Source organism: Thalassovita sp., assembly GCF_965218685.1.
In the GTDB taxonomy this organism is placed as follows: Bacteria; Pseudomonadota; Alphaproteobacteria; order Rhodobacterales; family Rhodobacteraceae; genus Thalassobius.
The window spans coordinates 24,716-39,890 of record NZ_OZ244657.1 but is presented as its reverse complement, the minus strand read 5'-3'; the positions used below and the strand labels follow the sequence as shown (position 1 = coordinate 39,890).

The 15,175-nt window shown below is 61.0% G+C and carries 17 protein-coding genes; 8 read left to right on the top strand and 9 right to left on the bottom strand.

What is annotated here, in order from left to right:
- Positions 1 to 12: 12 nt before the first annotated feature.
- Together ACOQOQ_RS00235 and ACOQOQ_RS00230 are read left to right on the top strand one after the other, a co-directional pair.
- Positions 13 to 1,299: a lipoprotein-releasing ABC transporter permease subunit gene (locus ACOQOQ_RS00235; protein WP_420568160.1), complete on the top strand. Its 1,287-nt coding sequence runs from the start codon at positions 13 to 15 to the stop codon at positions 1,297 to 1,299.
- Complete coding sequence (locus tag ACOQOQ_RS00230) at positions 1,292 to 1,975, top strand: ABC transporter ATP-binding protein (RefSeq protein ID WP_420568159.1); 684 nt, start codon at positions 1,292 to 1,294, stop codon at positions 1,973 to 1,975. Before ACOQOQ_RS00235 ends, ACOQOQ_RS00230 begins: the two co-directional genes overlap by 8 nt.
- Here ACOQOQ_RS00230 and ACOQOQ_RS00225 read toward each other — a convergent pair.
- Positions 1,972 to 2,415 carry a DMT family transporter gene (locus ACOQOQ_RS00225; protein ID WP_420568158.1) on the bottom strand — a complete coding sequence of 148 codons (444 nt, stop codon included), beginning with the start codon at positions 2,413 to 2,415 and terminating at the stop codon, positions 1,972 to 1,974. The two genes, ACOQOQ_RS00230 and ACOQOQ_RS00225, sit on opposite strands and share 4 nt — an antisense overlap.
- A 9-nt stretch (positions 2,416 to 2,424) precedes the next feature.
- On the bottom strand, positions 2,425 to 2,835 hold the full coding sequence (locus ACOQOQ_RS00220) for a PaaI family thioesterase (RefSeq protein ID WP_420568157.1): 411 nt from the start codon (positions 2,833 to 2,835) through the stop codon (positions 2,425 to 2,427).
- A 143-nt stretch (positions 2,836 to 2,978) separates the two neighbouring features.
- Between ACOQOQ_RS00220 and ACOQOQ_RS00215 the strand changes: the two genes are divergently transcribed.
- Together ACOQOQ_RS00215 and ACOQOQ_RS00210 are read left to right on the top strand one after the other, a co-directional pair.
- Positions 2,979 to 3,404: a c-type cytochrome gene (locus ACOQOQ_RS00215; protein ID WP_420568156.1), complete on the top strand. Its 426-nt coding sequence runs from the start codon at positions 2,979 to 2,981 to the stop codon at positions 3,402 to 3,404.
- A gap of 17 nt (positions 3,405 to 3,421) precedes the next feature.
- Positions 3,422 to 3,841, top strand: coding sequence for a c-type cytochrome (locus ACOQOQ_RS00210; protein WP_420568155.1), 420 nt, complete (start codon positions 3,422 to 3,424; stop codon positions 3,839 to 3,841).
- Here the strand turns inward: ACOQOQ_RS00210 and ACOQOQ_RS00205 are convergent, their stop codons facing one another.
- From ACOQOQ_RS00205 to ACOQOQ_RS00180, 6 genes are all read right to left on the bottom strand, one after another.
- The gene (locus tag ACOQOQ_RS00205; RefSeq protein WP_420568154.1) at positions 3,842 to 4,528 is read right to left on the bottom strand and encodes a hypothetical protein; all 687 of its coding nucleotides are present in this window, start codon (positions 4,526 to 4,528) and stop codon (positions 3,842 to 3,844) included.
- Positions 4,529 to 4,624: 96 nt separating this feature from the next.
- The gene (locus ACOQOQ_RS00200; protein WP_420568153.1) at positions 4,625 to 6,838 is read right to left on the bottom strand and encodes an NADP-dependent isocitrate dehydrogenase; all 2,214 of its coding nucleotides are present in this window, start codon (positions 6,836 to 6,838) and stop codon (positions 4,625 to 4,627) included.
- Positions 6,839 to 7,099: 261 nt separating this feature from the next.
- Positions 7,100 to 7,231, bottom strand: coding sequence for a hypothetical protein (locus ACOQOQ_RS00195; RefSeq protein WP_420568152.1), 132 nt, complete (start codon positions 7,229 to 7,231; stop codon positions 7,100 to 7,102).
- Between the two features lie 197 nt (positions 7,232 to 7,428).
- Entirely contained in the window at positions 7,429 to 8,121 is a 693-nt protein-coding gene (locus ACOQOQ_RS00190; protein WP_420568151.1) for a hypothetical protein, read from the bottom strand.
- Positions 8,122 to 8,135: 14 nt separating this feature from the next.
- On the bottom strand, positions 8,136 to 10,094 hold the full coding sequence (gene parE / locus ACOQOQ_RS00185) for a DNA topoisomerase IV subunit B (protein ID WP_420568150.1): 1,959 nt from the start codon (positions 10,092 to 10,094) through the stop codon (positions 8,136 to 8,138).
- Positions 10,095 to 10,196: 102 nt separating this feature from the next.
- Positions 10,197 to 10,481 (bottom strand): DUF2218 domain-containing protein, encoded by a 285-nt coding sequence (locus ACOQOQ_RS00180; protein ID WP_420568149.1) that lies wholly within the window; start codon positions 10,479 to 10,481, stop codon positions 10,197 to 10,199.
- Positions 10,482 to 10,731: 250 nt separating this feature from the next.
- Between ACOQOQ_RS00180 and ACOQOQ_RS00175 the strand changes: the two genes are divergently transcribed.
- Positions 10,732 to 11,418 (top strand): dimethylsulfonioproprionate lyase family protein, encoded by a 687-nt coding sequence (locus ACOQOQ_RS00175; protein WP_420568148.1) that lies wholly within the window; start codon positions 10,732 to 10,734, stop codon positions 11,416 to 11,418.
- On the opposite strand, the gene ACOQOQ_RS00170 is transcribed toward ACOQOQ_RS00175, so the two are convergent.
- On the bottom strand, positions 11,415 to 12,299 hold the full coding sequence (locus ACOQOQ_RS00170) for an alpha/beta fold hydrolase (protein ID WP_420568147.1): 885 nt from the start codon (positions 12,297 to 12,299) through the stop codon (positions 11,415 to 11,417). The two genes, ACOQOQ_RS00175 and ACOQOQ_RS00170, sit on opposite strands and share 4 nt — an antisense overlap.
- Positions 12,300 to 12,493: 194 nt before the next feature.
- Here ACOQOQ_RS00170 and ppk2 point away from each other — a divergent pair, with 194 nt between their 5' ends.
- From ppk2 to ACOQOQ_RS00155, 3 genes are all read left to right on the top strand, one after another.
- Entirely contained in the window at positions 12,494 to 13,510 is a 1,017-nt protein-coding gene (ppk2, locus tag ACOQOQ_RS00165; protein ID WP_420568146.1) for a polyphosphate kinase 2, read from the top strand.
- Between the two features lie 171 nt (positions 13,511 to 13,681).
- A complete protein-coding gene (locus ACOQOQ_RS00160) occupies positions 13,682 to 14,263 on the top strand; it encodes a DUF1007 family protein (protein ID WP_420568145.1) in 582 nt (193 codons plus the stop codon).
- Positions 14,245 to 15,156 (top strand): nickel/cobalt transporter, encoded by a 912-nt coding sequence (locus ACOQOQ_RS00155; RefSeq protein WP_420568144.1) that lies wholly within the window; start codon positions 14,245 to 14,247, stop codon positions 15,154 to 15,156. Before ACOQOQ_RS00160 ends, ACOQOQ_RS00155 begins: the two co-directional genes overlap by 19 nt.
- Positions 15,157 to 15,175 lie beyond the last annotated feature (19 nt).

Genomic DNA, 15,175 nt, shown 5'->3' with positions numbered 1-15,175 from the left:
AAAGGACACCGCATGAGCAGCACCGCCCCCTTCGCGCGTTTCGAATGGATGATTGCCTGGCGCTATTTGCGCGCCCGCCGGGCCGAGGGCGGCGTCAGCGTGATGACATGGATCAGCCTGATCGGCATCACCCTGGCCGTGTTCGCGCTGATAGCCACGCTGGCAGTGCGCTCGGGCTTTCGCGCGGAATTCGTGGATACGATCCTGGGCGCCAATGCGCATGTGACGGTCTACTCGATCGGGACGGTGGACCCGCAAACCGGCCAGATCGACCGGACTTTGCCCGACTATGCCCAGATGGCAGGGGACGTACGCGCGGTACCCGGCGTGACCCGCGTTGCCCCTTTGGTCAAAGGCCAGGTCATGGCCAGCGCCCGCGGACGGAATGCCGGGGTCGAGGTGTTCGGGATCGCTCATGCTGACCTGCTGACGATCCCACGCGTTGCCAAGCCCGAGGATTTCGCAGGCAATATCAATGACTTCATGGATGGGATCTCCATCGGCTCGGGCGTGGCGCGGGAATTGGGCGTGACGGTAGGCGATAAGGTCAAGCTGATCTCGCCCAACGGGGTGAAAACTGCCTTTGGTACCAGCCCGCGCGTGGTCGCCTATGACGTGACCTATATCTTCACCGCCGGGCGCTATGATATCGATCGCACGCGCGTCTACATGCCGTTCGAGGCGGCGCAGAGCTTTTTCAACCGCGAAGGCACGGCGGACGAGCTGGAGGTCATGGTCGCCGACCCTGACAACGTGGACAATCTGGCGCTGGAGTTGCTGCGCGCCAGCGGTGATCGTGGGCAAATCTGGACGTGGCGAGACGCAAGCGGTGGCTTTCTGCGTGCGCTTGAGATCGAGGATAACGTGATGTTCGTGATCCTGTCGATCCTGGTGCTTATCGCGTCCATGAACATCGTGTCCGGCCTGATCATGCTGGTGAAAAACAAGGGTCGCGATATCGGCATCCTGCGCACCATGGGCCTGACCGAAGGCGCGGTTCTGCGTGTCTTTTTCATCTGCGGGGCCTTTACCGGCGTCATCGGCACGGTGATGGGTGTCATTCTGGGCTGCCTGTTCGCGATCTATATCGACCCGATTTTCAGCTTTGTGAACTATATCGCGGGCGGCGGTGTATGGGATCCCTCGGTGCGCGGAATATACAATCTTCCGGCGCAACTACGGCTGGGGGATGTGGTCTCGGCCGTGGCGCTGTCACTGTCGCTCAGCTTTGTCGTCACGATCTTTCCGGCCCGCCGCGCGGCCCGCATGAACCCGGTGGAGGCGCTGCGCTATGAGTAATCCCGTGCTGGAACTGAGGGGTGTTGCCAAGACCTATAACAAGGGACAGGTCAACGCGGTGCAGGTGCTGCAATCCATCGATCTGACTGTGGAACCCGGCGAGGCAGTGGCGCTGGTCGCGCCCTCTGGGGCGGGCAAATCCACGCTGCTGCATATTGCCGGTCTGCTGGATGTGCCTGATGCGGGCGATGTGCGGATTTGCGGGGTGGAAATGCAGGGCCGCTCGGATCGCAGGCGCACGGCGGTGCGGCGGCAGGATGTGGGTTTCGTCTATCAGTTCCACCATCTGCTACCCGAATTCACCGCGCTGGAAAACGTCACGCTGCCGCAACTGGCTAATGGCATCGGTCGGGCCGAGGCGCAGGCGCGGGCGGCTGACCTGCTGTGCCGTGTTGGTGTCGAGGCCCGCGCTGATCATCGCCCGGCGGCTTTGTCCGGGGGGGAACAGCAGCGTGTTGCCGTGTGCCGGGCGCTGGCGAATGAACCCAAGCTGCTGCTGGCCGATGAACCGACGGGCAATCTGGACCCTGAAACCTCGGACCACGTGTTTGACGCGCTGATGGAGCTGGTGCGCGGTTCGGGCCTCAGCGCCGTGATCGCCACCCACAACATGGAGCTGGCCGCGCGAATGGACCGTGTGCTGCGGATGGAGAAGGGTGTCTTGATCCCGGCCTAGGCTTTCTGCGCCATGTAAACCCCTGCCGACATCAGCGCGATACCGATGGCGCGGTTCAGGCTCAGCGGGTTCACACGCGCGCCGAACAGCCCGAAATGGTCGATCACGGCGGCGCAGATCAATTGTCCCAGAAGGACAAAAAACACCGCGTTCCCCACACCGAATTTCGGTGCGATGAAGGTGACCGACAAAACGTAGAACAGTACGAAAAACCCGCCCAGAAACAGGTGTTTGGGGGCATCCCAAGCCTTGGCCAGCGGGGCTGCACCATGCAGCAGCAATATCACCACGCTGCCGGTGAAGGCCACGAAAAACAGGATTGAGGCCGCAGCGACGGGTGATCCAAGTCGCGTCCCAAGGGCCGCGTTCAGCGCGGCCAGCAGCGGGATGCCGACACCGGCGGCCATCATGGTCAGGGCATAGACGGTTGTGGGGGGCATGGCGGCTCCTTAAGGGCAGAAAAATGTGGCCGTGGCCGTGGCGACGGGTTTGTCCGAAGGCAGAGCCACCATAGTGGCCTGGGTGAAAAGCAGCGCTTTGCCCGCCCGCACGATCCGCGCATCACAGCGGATGCGATCGCCTGTGCCCGGGCGCAGGAATTGCGTGTCCAGATTGGTGGTGGCGACGGGCTTCATTTCGCCGAAGTGGCCCATGCATGCGATCACCATTGACGTGTCCGCCATCGCCGCCAGCGCCTGACCCGAGATGATGCCGCCCATTCGTGCCAGTTCATCGGTGATTGGCATGGACAGGCGGGCGCCCTGGAGGGTGATATCCTCGACCGTAAGGTCCAGCGCCTGCACCCAGGGGGCAAAGGCGTCGGCCAGGAATTGCTGTGCGTCGGCGGTGGTCAATGTCATGAAATCCTCCTTCTCCGTGGGCGCAGCATGGCGCACTGCCTGCCGTCTGTCACCCAAGAACGCAGCGTCTGACATTGATCAAAGTGCGCTGGGTGCGAGTGTGGCAGACTGAGGGTGTGGGGCCAAAAAAGGAGATCAGGACGATGCACAAGACTGTTCGACTAATGCTTGCCTTGGCGGTGGTCAGTGCCGCTCAGTTCCAATTTTCCCAAGACCAGTTCGCGCATGCCCAGGATGCCCAGATCGGAGAGGATCTGTACCTGCAGTACTGCGCGACATGCCATGGGCTTGAGGCAACGGGGCAGGGGCCCATGGCGCCTGCCCTGGTGCTGCAACCGGCCGATTTGACCGCGCTGAGCCGCGAAAACGGGGGCGAGTTTCCCTTGGTGCGCTCGGTGCGACGGATAGACGGGCGCGACCCGTTGGTCAGCCACGGCAGCGCCATGCCAGTCTATGGCGAGTTCTTTGAAGGCGACGATACTGCCTTGAAAACCTCGAGCGGTCAGCCGATGCTGGTCGGGCGCGCGATCGCCGATCTGGTCGCTTATTTGCTGACGATACAGCGCTGAACCAAAAGGGGTCTGTCATGCGTAAACCTGTTGCCGCTGTGGCCATTTTCACCGCTCTGACGGCTTGTGCGGCCTATGCACCTGACTGGATGCCCGAACCGCCCGAAGGCGCGCCTCTGTTCGCGGAGAACTGCGCGGCCTGCCATGGGCAAGGCGGGCAGGGCAACGGTCCGCTGGCCGGCGAACTGGACGCCGCGCCGCCGGACCTGACGCTGATCGCTGCCCGCAACAACGGCACCTTCCCCATGGCGCAGGTGCTTTCCCAAATCGACGGGTACACGCGGATGCAGGGACGCGATCAGGTGATGCCGGAATACGGCGCGTTGCTTGAAGGGCCAACCGTCCCGGTCGAGCTGGGCGAGGGCGAGCTGTCGCCCGTTCCGCGCCCGCTTGCGGCCATCGTGGCCTATTTGCAGGACATCCAGAAAGACGGCTGATCAGTCGCAAATCCCGCGGGTCTGCACGCCTTTCCACGGGACAAAGGCGTGGTCCGGCACGATCTGTGATAGCCGAGCCACGGGCATGGCCTGCGACAGCATCTCGTGCAGGCGCTGCGTGCGGGCTGCCTTGGGCGCCAGGGCGCGACAGCAGACGTATTCCTCGACGATCGAGGCCTGTTGTTCATAGGGGAAGGACAGGAATTGTGGATGCGAGCCCAGCTCGAACAGATAAGGATCGTGGCCGGGCGTATGCTCGCGCGCAACACGAAGCGGATGATACCCCGTCTGGCGGCGGTTTTGCCACTGCCAGACATGGGTCATTTCATGCGCAAACAGCATCAGCGCATATAGGTTTCCGCGCCCGTTCACAGCATAGCCATAGTCCTCGATGAACATGTCTTCTCGGAAAAAGACCTTGTTAAACAAAGCAATAGCGCCGGGGGACGTGGTGAAGGTACCGCTTTGGGTCTTGGCCGGTGGATAAATCCTCTCGGTACAGGTGACGCGGGGGCGGGCCTTGTATTCAAACGTGTAAGACTGGGCGAAATGGCCGTCGACAAAGCGCACGGCTGACGGATCGATCTGGGGGCCAAACAGAGTGTCGGCAAAGGCCCGTTCATTCGGCGTCAGCGGACGCCCGCAAGCCGACAGAACCAGAATGACCAAGAATAACAATCGCACCATGCTGGCAGTAGGGCCTGAAATGCAGCCTGGGGCAAGCGGGGAAAAGCAAAACGCCCGCGGTAATGCGCGGGCGTTTCAGGATTTATCAGGCCGGAATTAGCCGATGATGGCGTTCAGCGTGGCCGAGGGGCGCATCACTTTGGCTTTCAGCTCGACCGACGGCAGGTAGTAGCCACCGATTTCAGCAGCCGGGCCCTGAACCTCGGCCAGCTCGGACAGGATTGCCTCTTCGCCGTCGGCCAGTGCCTTGGCGATTGGGGCGAACTCGGCGGCCAGATCGGAGTCATCCGATTGCGCGGCCAGGGCTTCGGCCCAGTAGCGGGCGAACCAGTAGTGGCTGGCGCGGTTGTCAGGCTCGCCGACTTTGCGCGAGGGCGACTTGTTGTTGTCCAGAATGCCTTGGGTGGCAGCCTCGGCGGCGCGACCCAGCACACCGGCCTTGGCGTTGCCCTTGGCATCAGCCAGGAAGTTCAGCGATTCGCCCAGTGCACAGAACTCGCCCATCGAGTCCCAGCGCAGGTGGTTTTCGTTGACCAGCTGTTCGACGTGCTTGGGGGCCGAGCCGCCAGCACCGGTTTCGAACATGCCGCCACCCTGCATCAGGCCGACGATCGACAGCATCTTGGCCGAGGTGCCCAGTTCCAGGATCGGGAACAGGTCGGTCAGATAGTCACGCAGCACGTTGCCGGTGATGGCGATGGTGTTGTCGCCTGCGGTGATGACTTCCAACGAGGCGCGGGTGGCTTCGCGGGGGGCCATGATCTCGAACTTGTCGGCAACGCCGGCGGCTTCCAGCGCCGGTTTGACGTATTCGATCAGTTGAGCGTCATGGGCGCGGTTTGCGTCCAGCCAGAAGATCGAACGGAACCCGGTCAGGCGCTGACGGTCGATCGACAGTTGGATCCAGTTTTCGATCGGAGCCTTCTTCACAGTGCACGAACGCCAGATATCACCGGCTTCAACTTCGTGGCTGTGCAGGGTCTCGCCATTGGCCAGAACGATGCGGATGGTGCCGTCTGCGGGGGCTTCGAACGTGGTCGGGTGCGAGCCGTATTCTTCAGCTTTTTGCGCCATCAGACCGATGTTCTGAACGGTGCCGGCGGTTGCGGGGTTCAGCGCGCCATTGGCTTTGAAGAAGTTGACGGATTCGTCATAGACGGGGGCATAGCAGTTGTCGGGGATGACGCAGTTGCTGTCACCCTCGTTGCCGTCCGGGCCCCAGCCCTTGCCGCCTGCGCGGATCAGCGCGGGCATCGAGGCATCGATGATCACATCGCTGGGCACGTGGAGGTTGGTGATGCCCTTGTCCGAGTTCACCATGTACATCGGCGGACGTTCAGCGGTGACGGCGTCGATGGCGGCCATGATATCGGCGTTGCCTTTCACGCGCTCCAGCAGGTCACCCATGCCCGAGTTCGGGTTCACACCCAGAGCTTCCATTTCGGTGCCGAATTTTTCGAACACCGGGGCCAGCCACGCCTTTACGGCGTATCCAAAGATGATCGGGTCCGAGACCTTCATCATCGTTGCCTTCATGTGCAGCGAGAACAGTGTGCCGTCTTTCTTGGTGTCTTCGATGGCGTCAGCCAGGAAGGCGCTCAGTGCTTTGACGGACATAAAGGTCGCGTCAACAACTTCGCCTTCGATCAGCGGCCAGACGTCTTTCAGAACGGTCACGGCGCCGTCTTTGCCGACGAATTCGATTTTCGCGTCACCGGCCTGGGCAGCGGTCAGGGTCGCCGACACTTCGTTGGCGAAGAAATCGTTGCCGGGCATCGAGGACACTTTGGTCTTCGAGGTGGTTTCCCATTTGCCCATGCGGTGCGGGTTTGCCTGGGCATAGTTTTTCACGGCGCGGGCGGCGCGGCGGTCCGAGTTGCCTTCGCGCAGAACCGGGTTCACAGCCGAGCCCTTGATGGCGTCGAAACGGGCGCGGATCGCCTTTTCTTCGTCGGTGCTGGGCGCTTCGGGGTAGGACGGGATGTCATAGCCCTTTTCCTGCAGCTCGGTCACGGCGGCGACCAGCTGAGGTACCGAAGCCGAGATGTTCGGCAGCTTGATCACGTTGGCCTCGGGGGTTTTTACCAGCTGGCCCAGCTCGGCCAGATCGTCCGACTGACGCTGTTCGTCGGTCAGGTTCTCGGGGAAGGTCGCGATGATTCGGCCAGCCAGCGAGATGTCCTTGGTGCCAACGGTCACACCGGCCGCCGAAGCGAACTTGCGGATGATCGGCAGGAACGAGGCGCTGGCCAGTTCAGGCGCTTCGTCTACAATGGTATACAATATATCGGCGTTCGATTTTTCAGCCATTTTTCTACCTTCCGTTTTTTTGGGTAGCAGTGATGTGACGACGGGCAGCAAAGCTGCCATCCGAGGGATGTCCACAGCAGGTTTGACACCAGCGGGACAAAAGATTTCCGCCACTCCAATAGATCAGACAGGTCCAAAGATCAATTCTTCTGTCCCGGATTCTTGCGGACATGATGCCACGGTGGGGGGGCTGGCAAGGATTTCATGCGCGTGAACGGCGAAAGGGCGTGCGCCCCTCGTGCCGAGCAAAACCAGAGCCGTTTAGCGAAGCAGTCCCGCGGGCGCATGGATCGGCGCGGCCATTGGCCCGCTTTGCCCGTCCGATCCCGCAGCAATCGCCGAGATCGCCGTCACGGCCAGGGCCCAGCCTACGATAATGGTGGTAAAACGCATGTCTGTACTCATGAAACAACTGGGGTCAATGAGGCCAGACTACCCCGAGGCCAGACAGGCGCCCAGTCCGGGAAACCTGACCAGACTTACGCCCCCCCGGTCAGGAATTCCCCACCCAGTCGTTGAGCATGAGACACGGCTAGCAGCATATGAGCCAAGGATGCTGCGCCTTCGCATACGTATGATTTTGTTTAGGGTTACAACCATTCCAAGCGGTTGCCGAAATCTTTAGGCTGTGGAACGCACTGTAACTGTTGAGTGAATTCGTCCCCATCCCGGTCTTTGAAGGAAAGCAGAAACAGCCATGGTAGCTGTCGCGCCTGATTGAAATCTTCGCCTGACCAGTTTTCAATTCGGATTTTGCCTTCGATATACTCGGAGGTGTCCTTAAATGGCCACTGCTTCTGTCCCTCGTGTTGGGCGTTGTCGCATGTGACTTTCAGGTGGACGTTAGTGGCCCGCTCACCATTGTTGATGATCCGGTAGCTATAAGTGTAGATGTTACCTCTATTCGAAATCGTTGCTGAAACAGGTTCAAATAGGGGGCGAATTTGTGATTTGCGCTCAAGCTTGGCCGCTTCCAGTCTTTCGCGATCCGCCTTGATCGCTTCCCTGTTCACATTAACAAGTTCTTGTTGCTGCTCAACAGAGTTCCTAAGTTCCTTGGCTTGAAGGTTTAATGCGTCTACGCTGTGTTGAAGCTCTTTCCCTTGTTGAAAAAAGCCAAGAACGAGCCAGAAAAAAGCCAACGGTGCGAATGCGCCCGCAAGGAAATCTCCCCATTCATTGGCGTCTAGCGTTAGAAAATGGGGTGCGTTCAAAAGGACCGCGGGAAAAAAGAAACAAAGCCAGATTAGGGTGACTAACCAGCCCCAATTACGAAGATTCATAAATCGCTACTCACTCAAACATCCAACTCCTCCACGAACCTCGCGTTTTCCTGGATATACTGGAACCGCAATTCGGGTTTTTTACCCATCAGGCGTTCGACAAGGTCGCCGGTCTCTCCGGGTTCGTCCTCGTCGATGGTGACGCGGATCAGTTTGCGTGATCCGGGGTCCATCGTGGTTTCTTTCAGGTCCTTGGCGTCCATCTCGCCTAGACCTTTGAAGCGGGACACGTCGATCTTGCCCTTGCCACCCAGACCTTTTTCCAGCCATTCGTCGCGCTCGGCCTCGTCCAGACAATAGACGCGTTTGGCGCCCTGCGTCAGGCGGAACAGCGGCGGGCAGGCCAGGTACAGGTGCCCGTGATCAATCATCGGGCGCATCTGGGTGAAGAAGAACGTCATCAAGAGCGCCGCGATATGCGCGCCGTCCACGTCCGCGTCGGTCATGATGATGACCTTGTCATAGCGCAGGTCGTCAACGTTGAATTTGGTGCCCAGACCGACGCCCAAAGCCTGCGTCAGGTCGTTGATTTCCTGGTTCGAGCCGAGTTTAGAAGAGGCCGCGCCCAGCACGTTCAGAATTTTACCGCGCAGGGGCAGCAGGGCCTGGTTTTTCCGGTTCCGTGCCATTTTGGCCGAGCCACCCGCCGAGTCGCCCTCGACGATGAACAGCTCGGTCCCGTCGCGGGTGTTTGACGAACAATCGACCAGCTTGCCGGGCAGGCGCAGCTTTTTCGTGGCGGTTTTGCGGGCGGTTTCCTTTTCCTGACGGCGGCGCAGGCGTTCCTCGGCGCGCAGGATCAGGAAATCAAGAATGGCGCCCGCCGATTTGGTGTCGGCGGCCAGCCAGTTGTCGAAATGGTCACGCACCGAGTTTTCCACCAGTCGCTGCGCCTCGACCGTGGCAAGGCGGTCCTTGGTCTGGCCGACGAATTCAGGCTCGCGGATGAAACAGCTGACCAGCGCGCAGCCACCCGTCGTCAGGTCATCGCGGGTGATCTGGGTGGCCTTTTTGTTGCCGACCAGCTCGCCGTAAGCGCGGATGCCCTTCAGGATCGCGGCCCAGAACCCGGCCTCGTGCGTGCCGCCTTCGGGGGTGGGAACGGTGTTACAATAGGACTGGATGAACCCATCGCGCGAGGGGGTCCAGTTGATCGCCCATTCCACCTTGCCGGGGGTGTTGAATTTCTCGGTGAAGTCCACGGTGCCGGCAAAGGGCTGGTCGGCATAGGTGCTGGAGCCGTTCAGCGTTTCGTTCAGGTAATCCGCCAGGCCGCCGGGGAAGTGGAAGGTCGCCTCAAGCGGGGTTTCTTTGTCATCAATCGCGGTTTTCCAACGGATTTCGACGCCGCTGAACAGATAGGCCTTGGACCGGATGGACTTGAACAGGCGGGCCGGTTTGAACCGATGCGAGCCAAAGATCTGCGCATCCGCATGGAACGTCACCATAGTGCCGCGCCGGTTGGGGGCTGCGCCGACCTTTTCAATGGGGCCCTGCGGCAGGCCACGGCTGAAGCGTTGTTCGTACAGTTCCTTGTTCCGCGCCACCTGCACGACCATCATGTCCGACAGCGCGTTCACAACCGAGGCCCCAACCCCGTGCAGACCGCCCGAGGTCTGATAGGCCTTGCCGCTGAATTTACCGCCCGCGTGCAGGGTGCACAGGATCACCTCGAGCGCGGATTTGTCGGGGAATTTGGGATGCGGATCAATCGGGATGCCGCGGCCGTTGTCGCGGACGGTCAGGCTGTAATCTTCGTGCAGCTCAACCTCGATCCGGGTGGCGTGGCCAGCGACGGCCTCGTCCATCGAGTTGTCCAGGATTTCCGCCACCATGTGGTGCAGGGCGCGTTCGTCCGTGCCGCCGATATACATGCCGGGGCGTTTGCGGACCGGCTCCAGCCCTTCCAACACCTCGATCGAGGAGGCATCATAGGTTTGGTCTTGGGTCTCGGCCAGAAGGTCGTTGGACATGCGCGGCTGCTCTTGTTGGTTTTCGTTGCCGCCAACTATAGACCAAGACAGGGGGGGAGGTGCAATCTGTTATCGGCACATCCGCCCGGTTCAACCACGGGTTCAGGCCCAGACGATCTGCAGGTCTTCGCGAAAGGCAAAACGCAAGATGTGGCGGTCGACCACGTCTTTGAAATGCGCCAGATCGCCCTCGTCAGGCACAGAAACCTGCAACACCAGTTGCGCGGGCTGGGCCTGCATGGTCAGCACGTTGCCGCTGTCGAAACGGATATCGCCAGCCTCGGGGGTGAACTCGACCGTGGCTTTGTGGCCCCAATGCTTGCACAGCTGCTGTAAATAGCGGCTGGCATTTTCAGTGGTGGCGGTGGCGGAAGCGGTCTGAGTCATCGGGGCCTCTGGGTCCTTGAGTGTGTGCCCAGAACATATGTGTCGCGGTCCGTTTGGCAAATTCTTTTTCACGATAGATCGTATCGGGTTCGATCACCTCGGCTGCCATCCGCAGAATCACCGACTTGGCTTTTGGGTTGATACATCAAGGGCTGAATGCGACCTGTTCGGGTGGCTGTCATGTCGGTTTTGGACAGGACAGCGGATCAGCTGAGTTTCATCCTTGCGGCCTGACGCACGGGAGGGCCTCATGACGACTCAGCAACTTGGGGCAGAGCCCACTCAATATGCACCACGAGTGAAGGATCAGCCCGATTGGCAGTATCTTCTGCGTGAATATTACGAGATGTACCGCTTTCTGCCCGCAGGTGGCAGCAAGATGATCCGCAGTCACCAAAAACAGGTGCGCGAGGCGATCAGCCGTCTGATCAAGGCCAACCCGGTCATGCGGCACAGCACTCCGGCCACGTTGCCGGTAACTGCGCATTTGCGCCGCGCTTTGGACGAGGGGCGCGCGGCTGCGTTGGCCCCGGTTACGCGGGCCCTGGATGCGGTGCGCCCGCAGCTGCATTGGGAATACGGCTATGACCGCGTCCCAAAGGGGCTGGCGCGGGCCTATGGCTATGCCGAGATCGCGGGCCCCAACGGGCCTGTGCCATCCGAGCAGTTGATCCTGGGGCTGGTGCTGTTCGCGCCGGGCTGTACCTATCCCGCCCATGCCCATCCGGGGATCGCGGAAAGTTATATCTGCCTGTCGGGCTCGGTATCGCAGAATGATTATGGTGTTTTCGCACCCGGAGCGTCGATCTTTAACCCCCCCGGCCATGCGCATCGCATCACCGTTTCGGATCTGGAGCCTGCGCTGCTGGCCTATGCCTGGATCGGCGCCCCCGAGGTTTTGGCAGGCAATCGCATGGTGCTGGGCAAGCCGCGCTAAGCACGCGCGTCCAGCCAATCGCGGATGATCTGCGCGGCGCGTTCGGGCTGTTGGTGGATGATCCAGTGATCAGCACCCTCGACCTCTTGCCTTGTCAGATCGGCACAATAGGTTTCCAGCCCCGCGGTCGACTCGGGCAGCAGGGCGGTATCGCCGGTGCCCCAGATCAGAAGGTGCGGCATGGGGATATGCAGCCGGTCGTGGGGAATGGCCGGCAGATCTTCAAGCGCCTCACCCGGCGCGCCCAGCTGTAGCGGCGAGGCACGATACCAGTTCACCATGCCCCGCATCCGGCCCGGTCGCGCCCATTCGCGCTTGTATGCGGCCAGCAGGTCCGGGGTCAGCCATGACTGGTCCATCTTGGCCGAGAAAACCTGCAAAAGCCGGTTGAAATCATCACCGGCCAGCCAATCCTCGGACCCGTCGCGTTTCAGCGTATGGATATATTGCGAGGCATCGGTCTGCGGCCCTCCTGCGGCCATGGCGCTTTGGAAGGGGCCGGGATGCACTCCGTTCAGGATCACCAGGTGCGATACGCGGTCGGGGGCCATGAACCCAAGCGCATAGGCCACGGCTGCGCCCCAGTCATGGCCGACAACCACCGCCTGTTCCGCGTCCAGGTGATCCAGCAGGGCAATCATGTCGCTGACCAGCTTGGTCACTTGGTATTCGCTGACCTCGGCCGGAGCCCAGCTTTGGCCATAGCCGCGCTGATCGGGAGCGATGCAGTGAAACCTGTCCGCAAACTGCGGCGCGAAATCCGCCCAGGCGCCCGAATATTCAGGAAATCCGTGTAGAAACAGCATCACCGGCGCCCCGGCAGTGCCCCAGCCCAGGTAATGAAACGGTTGCCCGTTCAACTCGATATGATGGCTAAGCATGATGTCCCTCCGCAAGCCAGCCTACCAAGCGGTTCTGTGCAGGCAAAGGCCGCCGCTGCGTCACGGCGAAGGGACGGGTGAAATCATCGGAAAACAGCCCGTTTTCGCATGAAAGTGTCCGGCACTTGATATCCATCAAAGCAGGCCTTTTCGCACTGCAATATGATGCGCCCATACCATGTTAGGAGAAATGTATGCCCGTGACGCCCCCCGCCGCGAAGTCGAGTTCTGTTGCAAATTCTGCCAAACCCGCTGTGACCCCCTCTGCAAAACCTGAGGCAGCCAAAACCGAGGCAGTAAAACCCGCTGCTGCTGTTGCTACCCCCACGACCTCGCGGTTCCGCAATCCGCGGCCTACACCTGATCAGGTGCGTCACGCTTTTGAATCCGGCGAATACCCCTATGATACCAAGCTGTCGCGCCGAACATACGAGAGCCAAAAGGCGAAACTGCAGGCTGAACTGCTGAAGGTTCAGCTTTGGGCACAGGAAACCGGCCAGAAATTCGTGATGCTGTTCGAGGGACGCGACGCGGCCGGTAAGGGCGGCACCATCAAGCGCTTTACCGAGCACCTGAACCCCCGGAACGCGCGCGTCGTGGCCCTGAACAAGCCCACCGACGAAGAGCGCGGCCAGTGGTATTTCCAGCGCTACATCGAACATCTGCCCACCGCGGGTGAAATCGTGCTGTATGACCGTTCGTGGTACAACCGCGCGGGGGTGGAACGGGTCATGGGCTTTTGCGAGCCTAACGAATATCTGGAGTTCATGCGTCAGACGCCCGAGCTGGAACGGATGCTGGTGCGCTCGGGGATCAAGTTCTACAAATACTGGTTCTCGGTCACCCGCGAGGAACAGCTGCGCCGTTTCAAATCGCGTGAAACCGACCCCCTGAAACAGTGGAAGCTGTCGCCGATCGACAAGGCCTCGCTGGACAAGTGGGACGACTATACCGAGGCGAAAGAGGCGATGTTCTTCTATACCGACACGGCTGATGCGCCCTGGACGGTGGTCAAGTCGAACGACAAGAAACGCGCTCGCCTGAACTGCATGCTGCACTTCCTGTCGACGCTGGACTATCCCGGCAAGGACCTGAAGGTCGCCCATGGGCCTGACCCGCTGATCGTTGGCGGCGCAAACCATGTGATCCATCGCTCGGACCACATTCTGGGGGCTGCGTTGCATCCAGACATGCGCAAGCCACGGGATTAAGCCAAACCCGAAGACAGATAGCCGCCTGCAGGATCTGCGGGCGGCTTTTGCTTTGGCGGGCATCCGCGCGCGCTTGCCTGCACGCTTTTCTTGCGGGCCATTGGGGGCTACATAACCGCCATGACCTTTGTGCGCCCCGCATTAATATCTGCCGCGTTGTGCCTGCCGCCCATGGCGCAAGCGCACCCGCATATTTTCGTCGATACCGCGCTGCGCGTTCTGACCGATGATCAGGGGCGCGCCACCGGGGTCGAAGTGACATGGGTTTATGACGAGCTTTATTCGTTGCTGATCCTCGAAGATATGGGACTGGACGGGGACTATGACGGGGTACTAAGCGAAGGTGAGCTGGCCAAGCTGCACCGGTTCGACATGAACTGGGATGAAGGGTTCGCCGGCGATCTTTATGCCACCGGGGACAGCGGCCCCGTTGCCTTGGGTGCACCGCAGCCCGTCGAAACCCGGTTCGAGGATGCAAAGATCGTGACCCGCCACATCCGCCAGTTTGCCGGGCCCCAGGATGCGGTTGTGCTGCGGGCCTATGATCCGACCTTCTACACTGCCTATGACCTGACCAGAGGTGTGCAGGCGCCCAAGGGCTGCACCGTACACACGCAGACCGCCGATCTGGATGCGGCCTATGCCCGAGTGGCCAGGATGATGGAGCAGAAAGGTTATGCCGAGGATGACTATCCCGCGGTTGGTGATGCTTTTGCGGACACGGTGACGGTGACATGCACAGGCGGTTTCTGATCTCGCTGCCTCTGGCCGCGATGGTGCTGCTGGTTGGGCTGGCCCTGTGGCTGTGGGCTATGGGCGGCGCGGCCGAGGTGCAGCGCTGGGCCGCCGAAGGCCAGCGTGAGATGCAGACAGCCATGGCCGGCGCTCTGCGGCGGCTGAAAGCGGGCGAGCCTGCCGCCCTGATCGGCCTGTTGGGGCTGGGCTTTGCCTACGGTTTCTTTCACGCAGCGGGGCCCGGCCACGGCAAGGTTCTGATCGGAGGCTACGGCCTGGGTCAGCGCGTTCCTTTGTGGCGGCTGTCGGGGCTGGCCGTCGGCTCGTCTATTGCGCAGGCGGCGACGGCGGTGATCATGGTCTACGCGGGCGTGCTGCTGCTGAACTGGTCACGCCAGTTCATGGTGGACACGGCCGAACGTATCCTGGCCCCTGCCAGCTATGCGATGGTGGGTCTGGTGGGGCTTTGGCTGCTGATCCGGGGGATACGCCACCTGATGCGTGTTCGCGGGCGGCAAATCCACGATCATCACCACCATGATCACGATTGTGGTTGCGGCCACGCCCATGGCCCTACGCCTCAGCAAGCCAAAGAGGTCCGCAGCCTGGGTCAGGCCCTTCTTTTGATCGGCACCGTGGCGATCCGGCCCTGCACCGGTGCTTTGTTCGTGCTGATCCTGACCTGGCGCATGGGGTTGGAGTGGGTTGGCATCGCGGGTGCCTTTGCCATGGGGCTGGGCACAGCCACCGTCACCGTGGCCGTGGCGATTGCCGCTGTGCTGATGCGCGAAAGCTCCTTGTCGCAAATTCGCGCGCCGGGTCTGTTGGTCTACGCGACCCCGGTCCTGGAGCTTCTGGCCGGTGCCATCGTCGCCATCCTGTCCCTGCAACTGATGCTGAGCGCGCTTTAGCGCCGTACCGTATTACTCC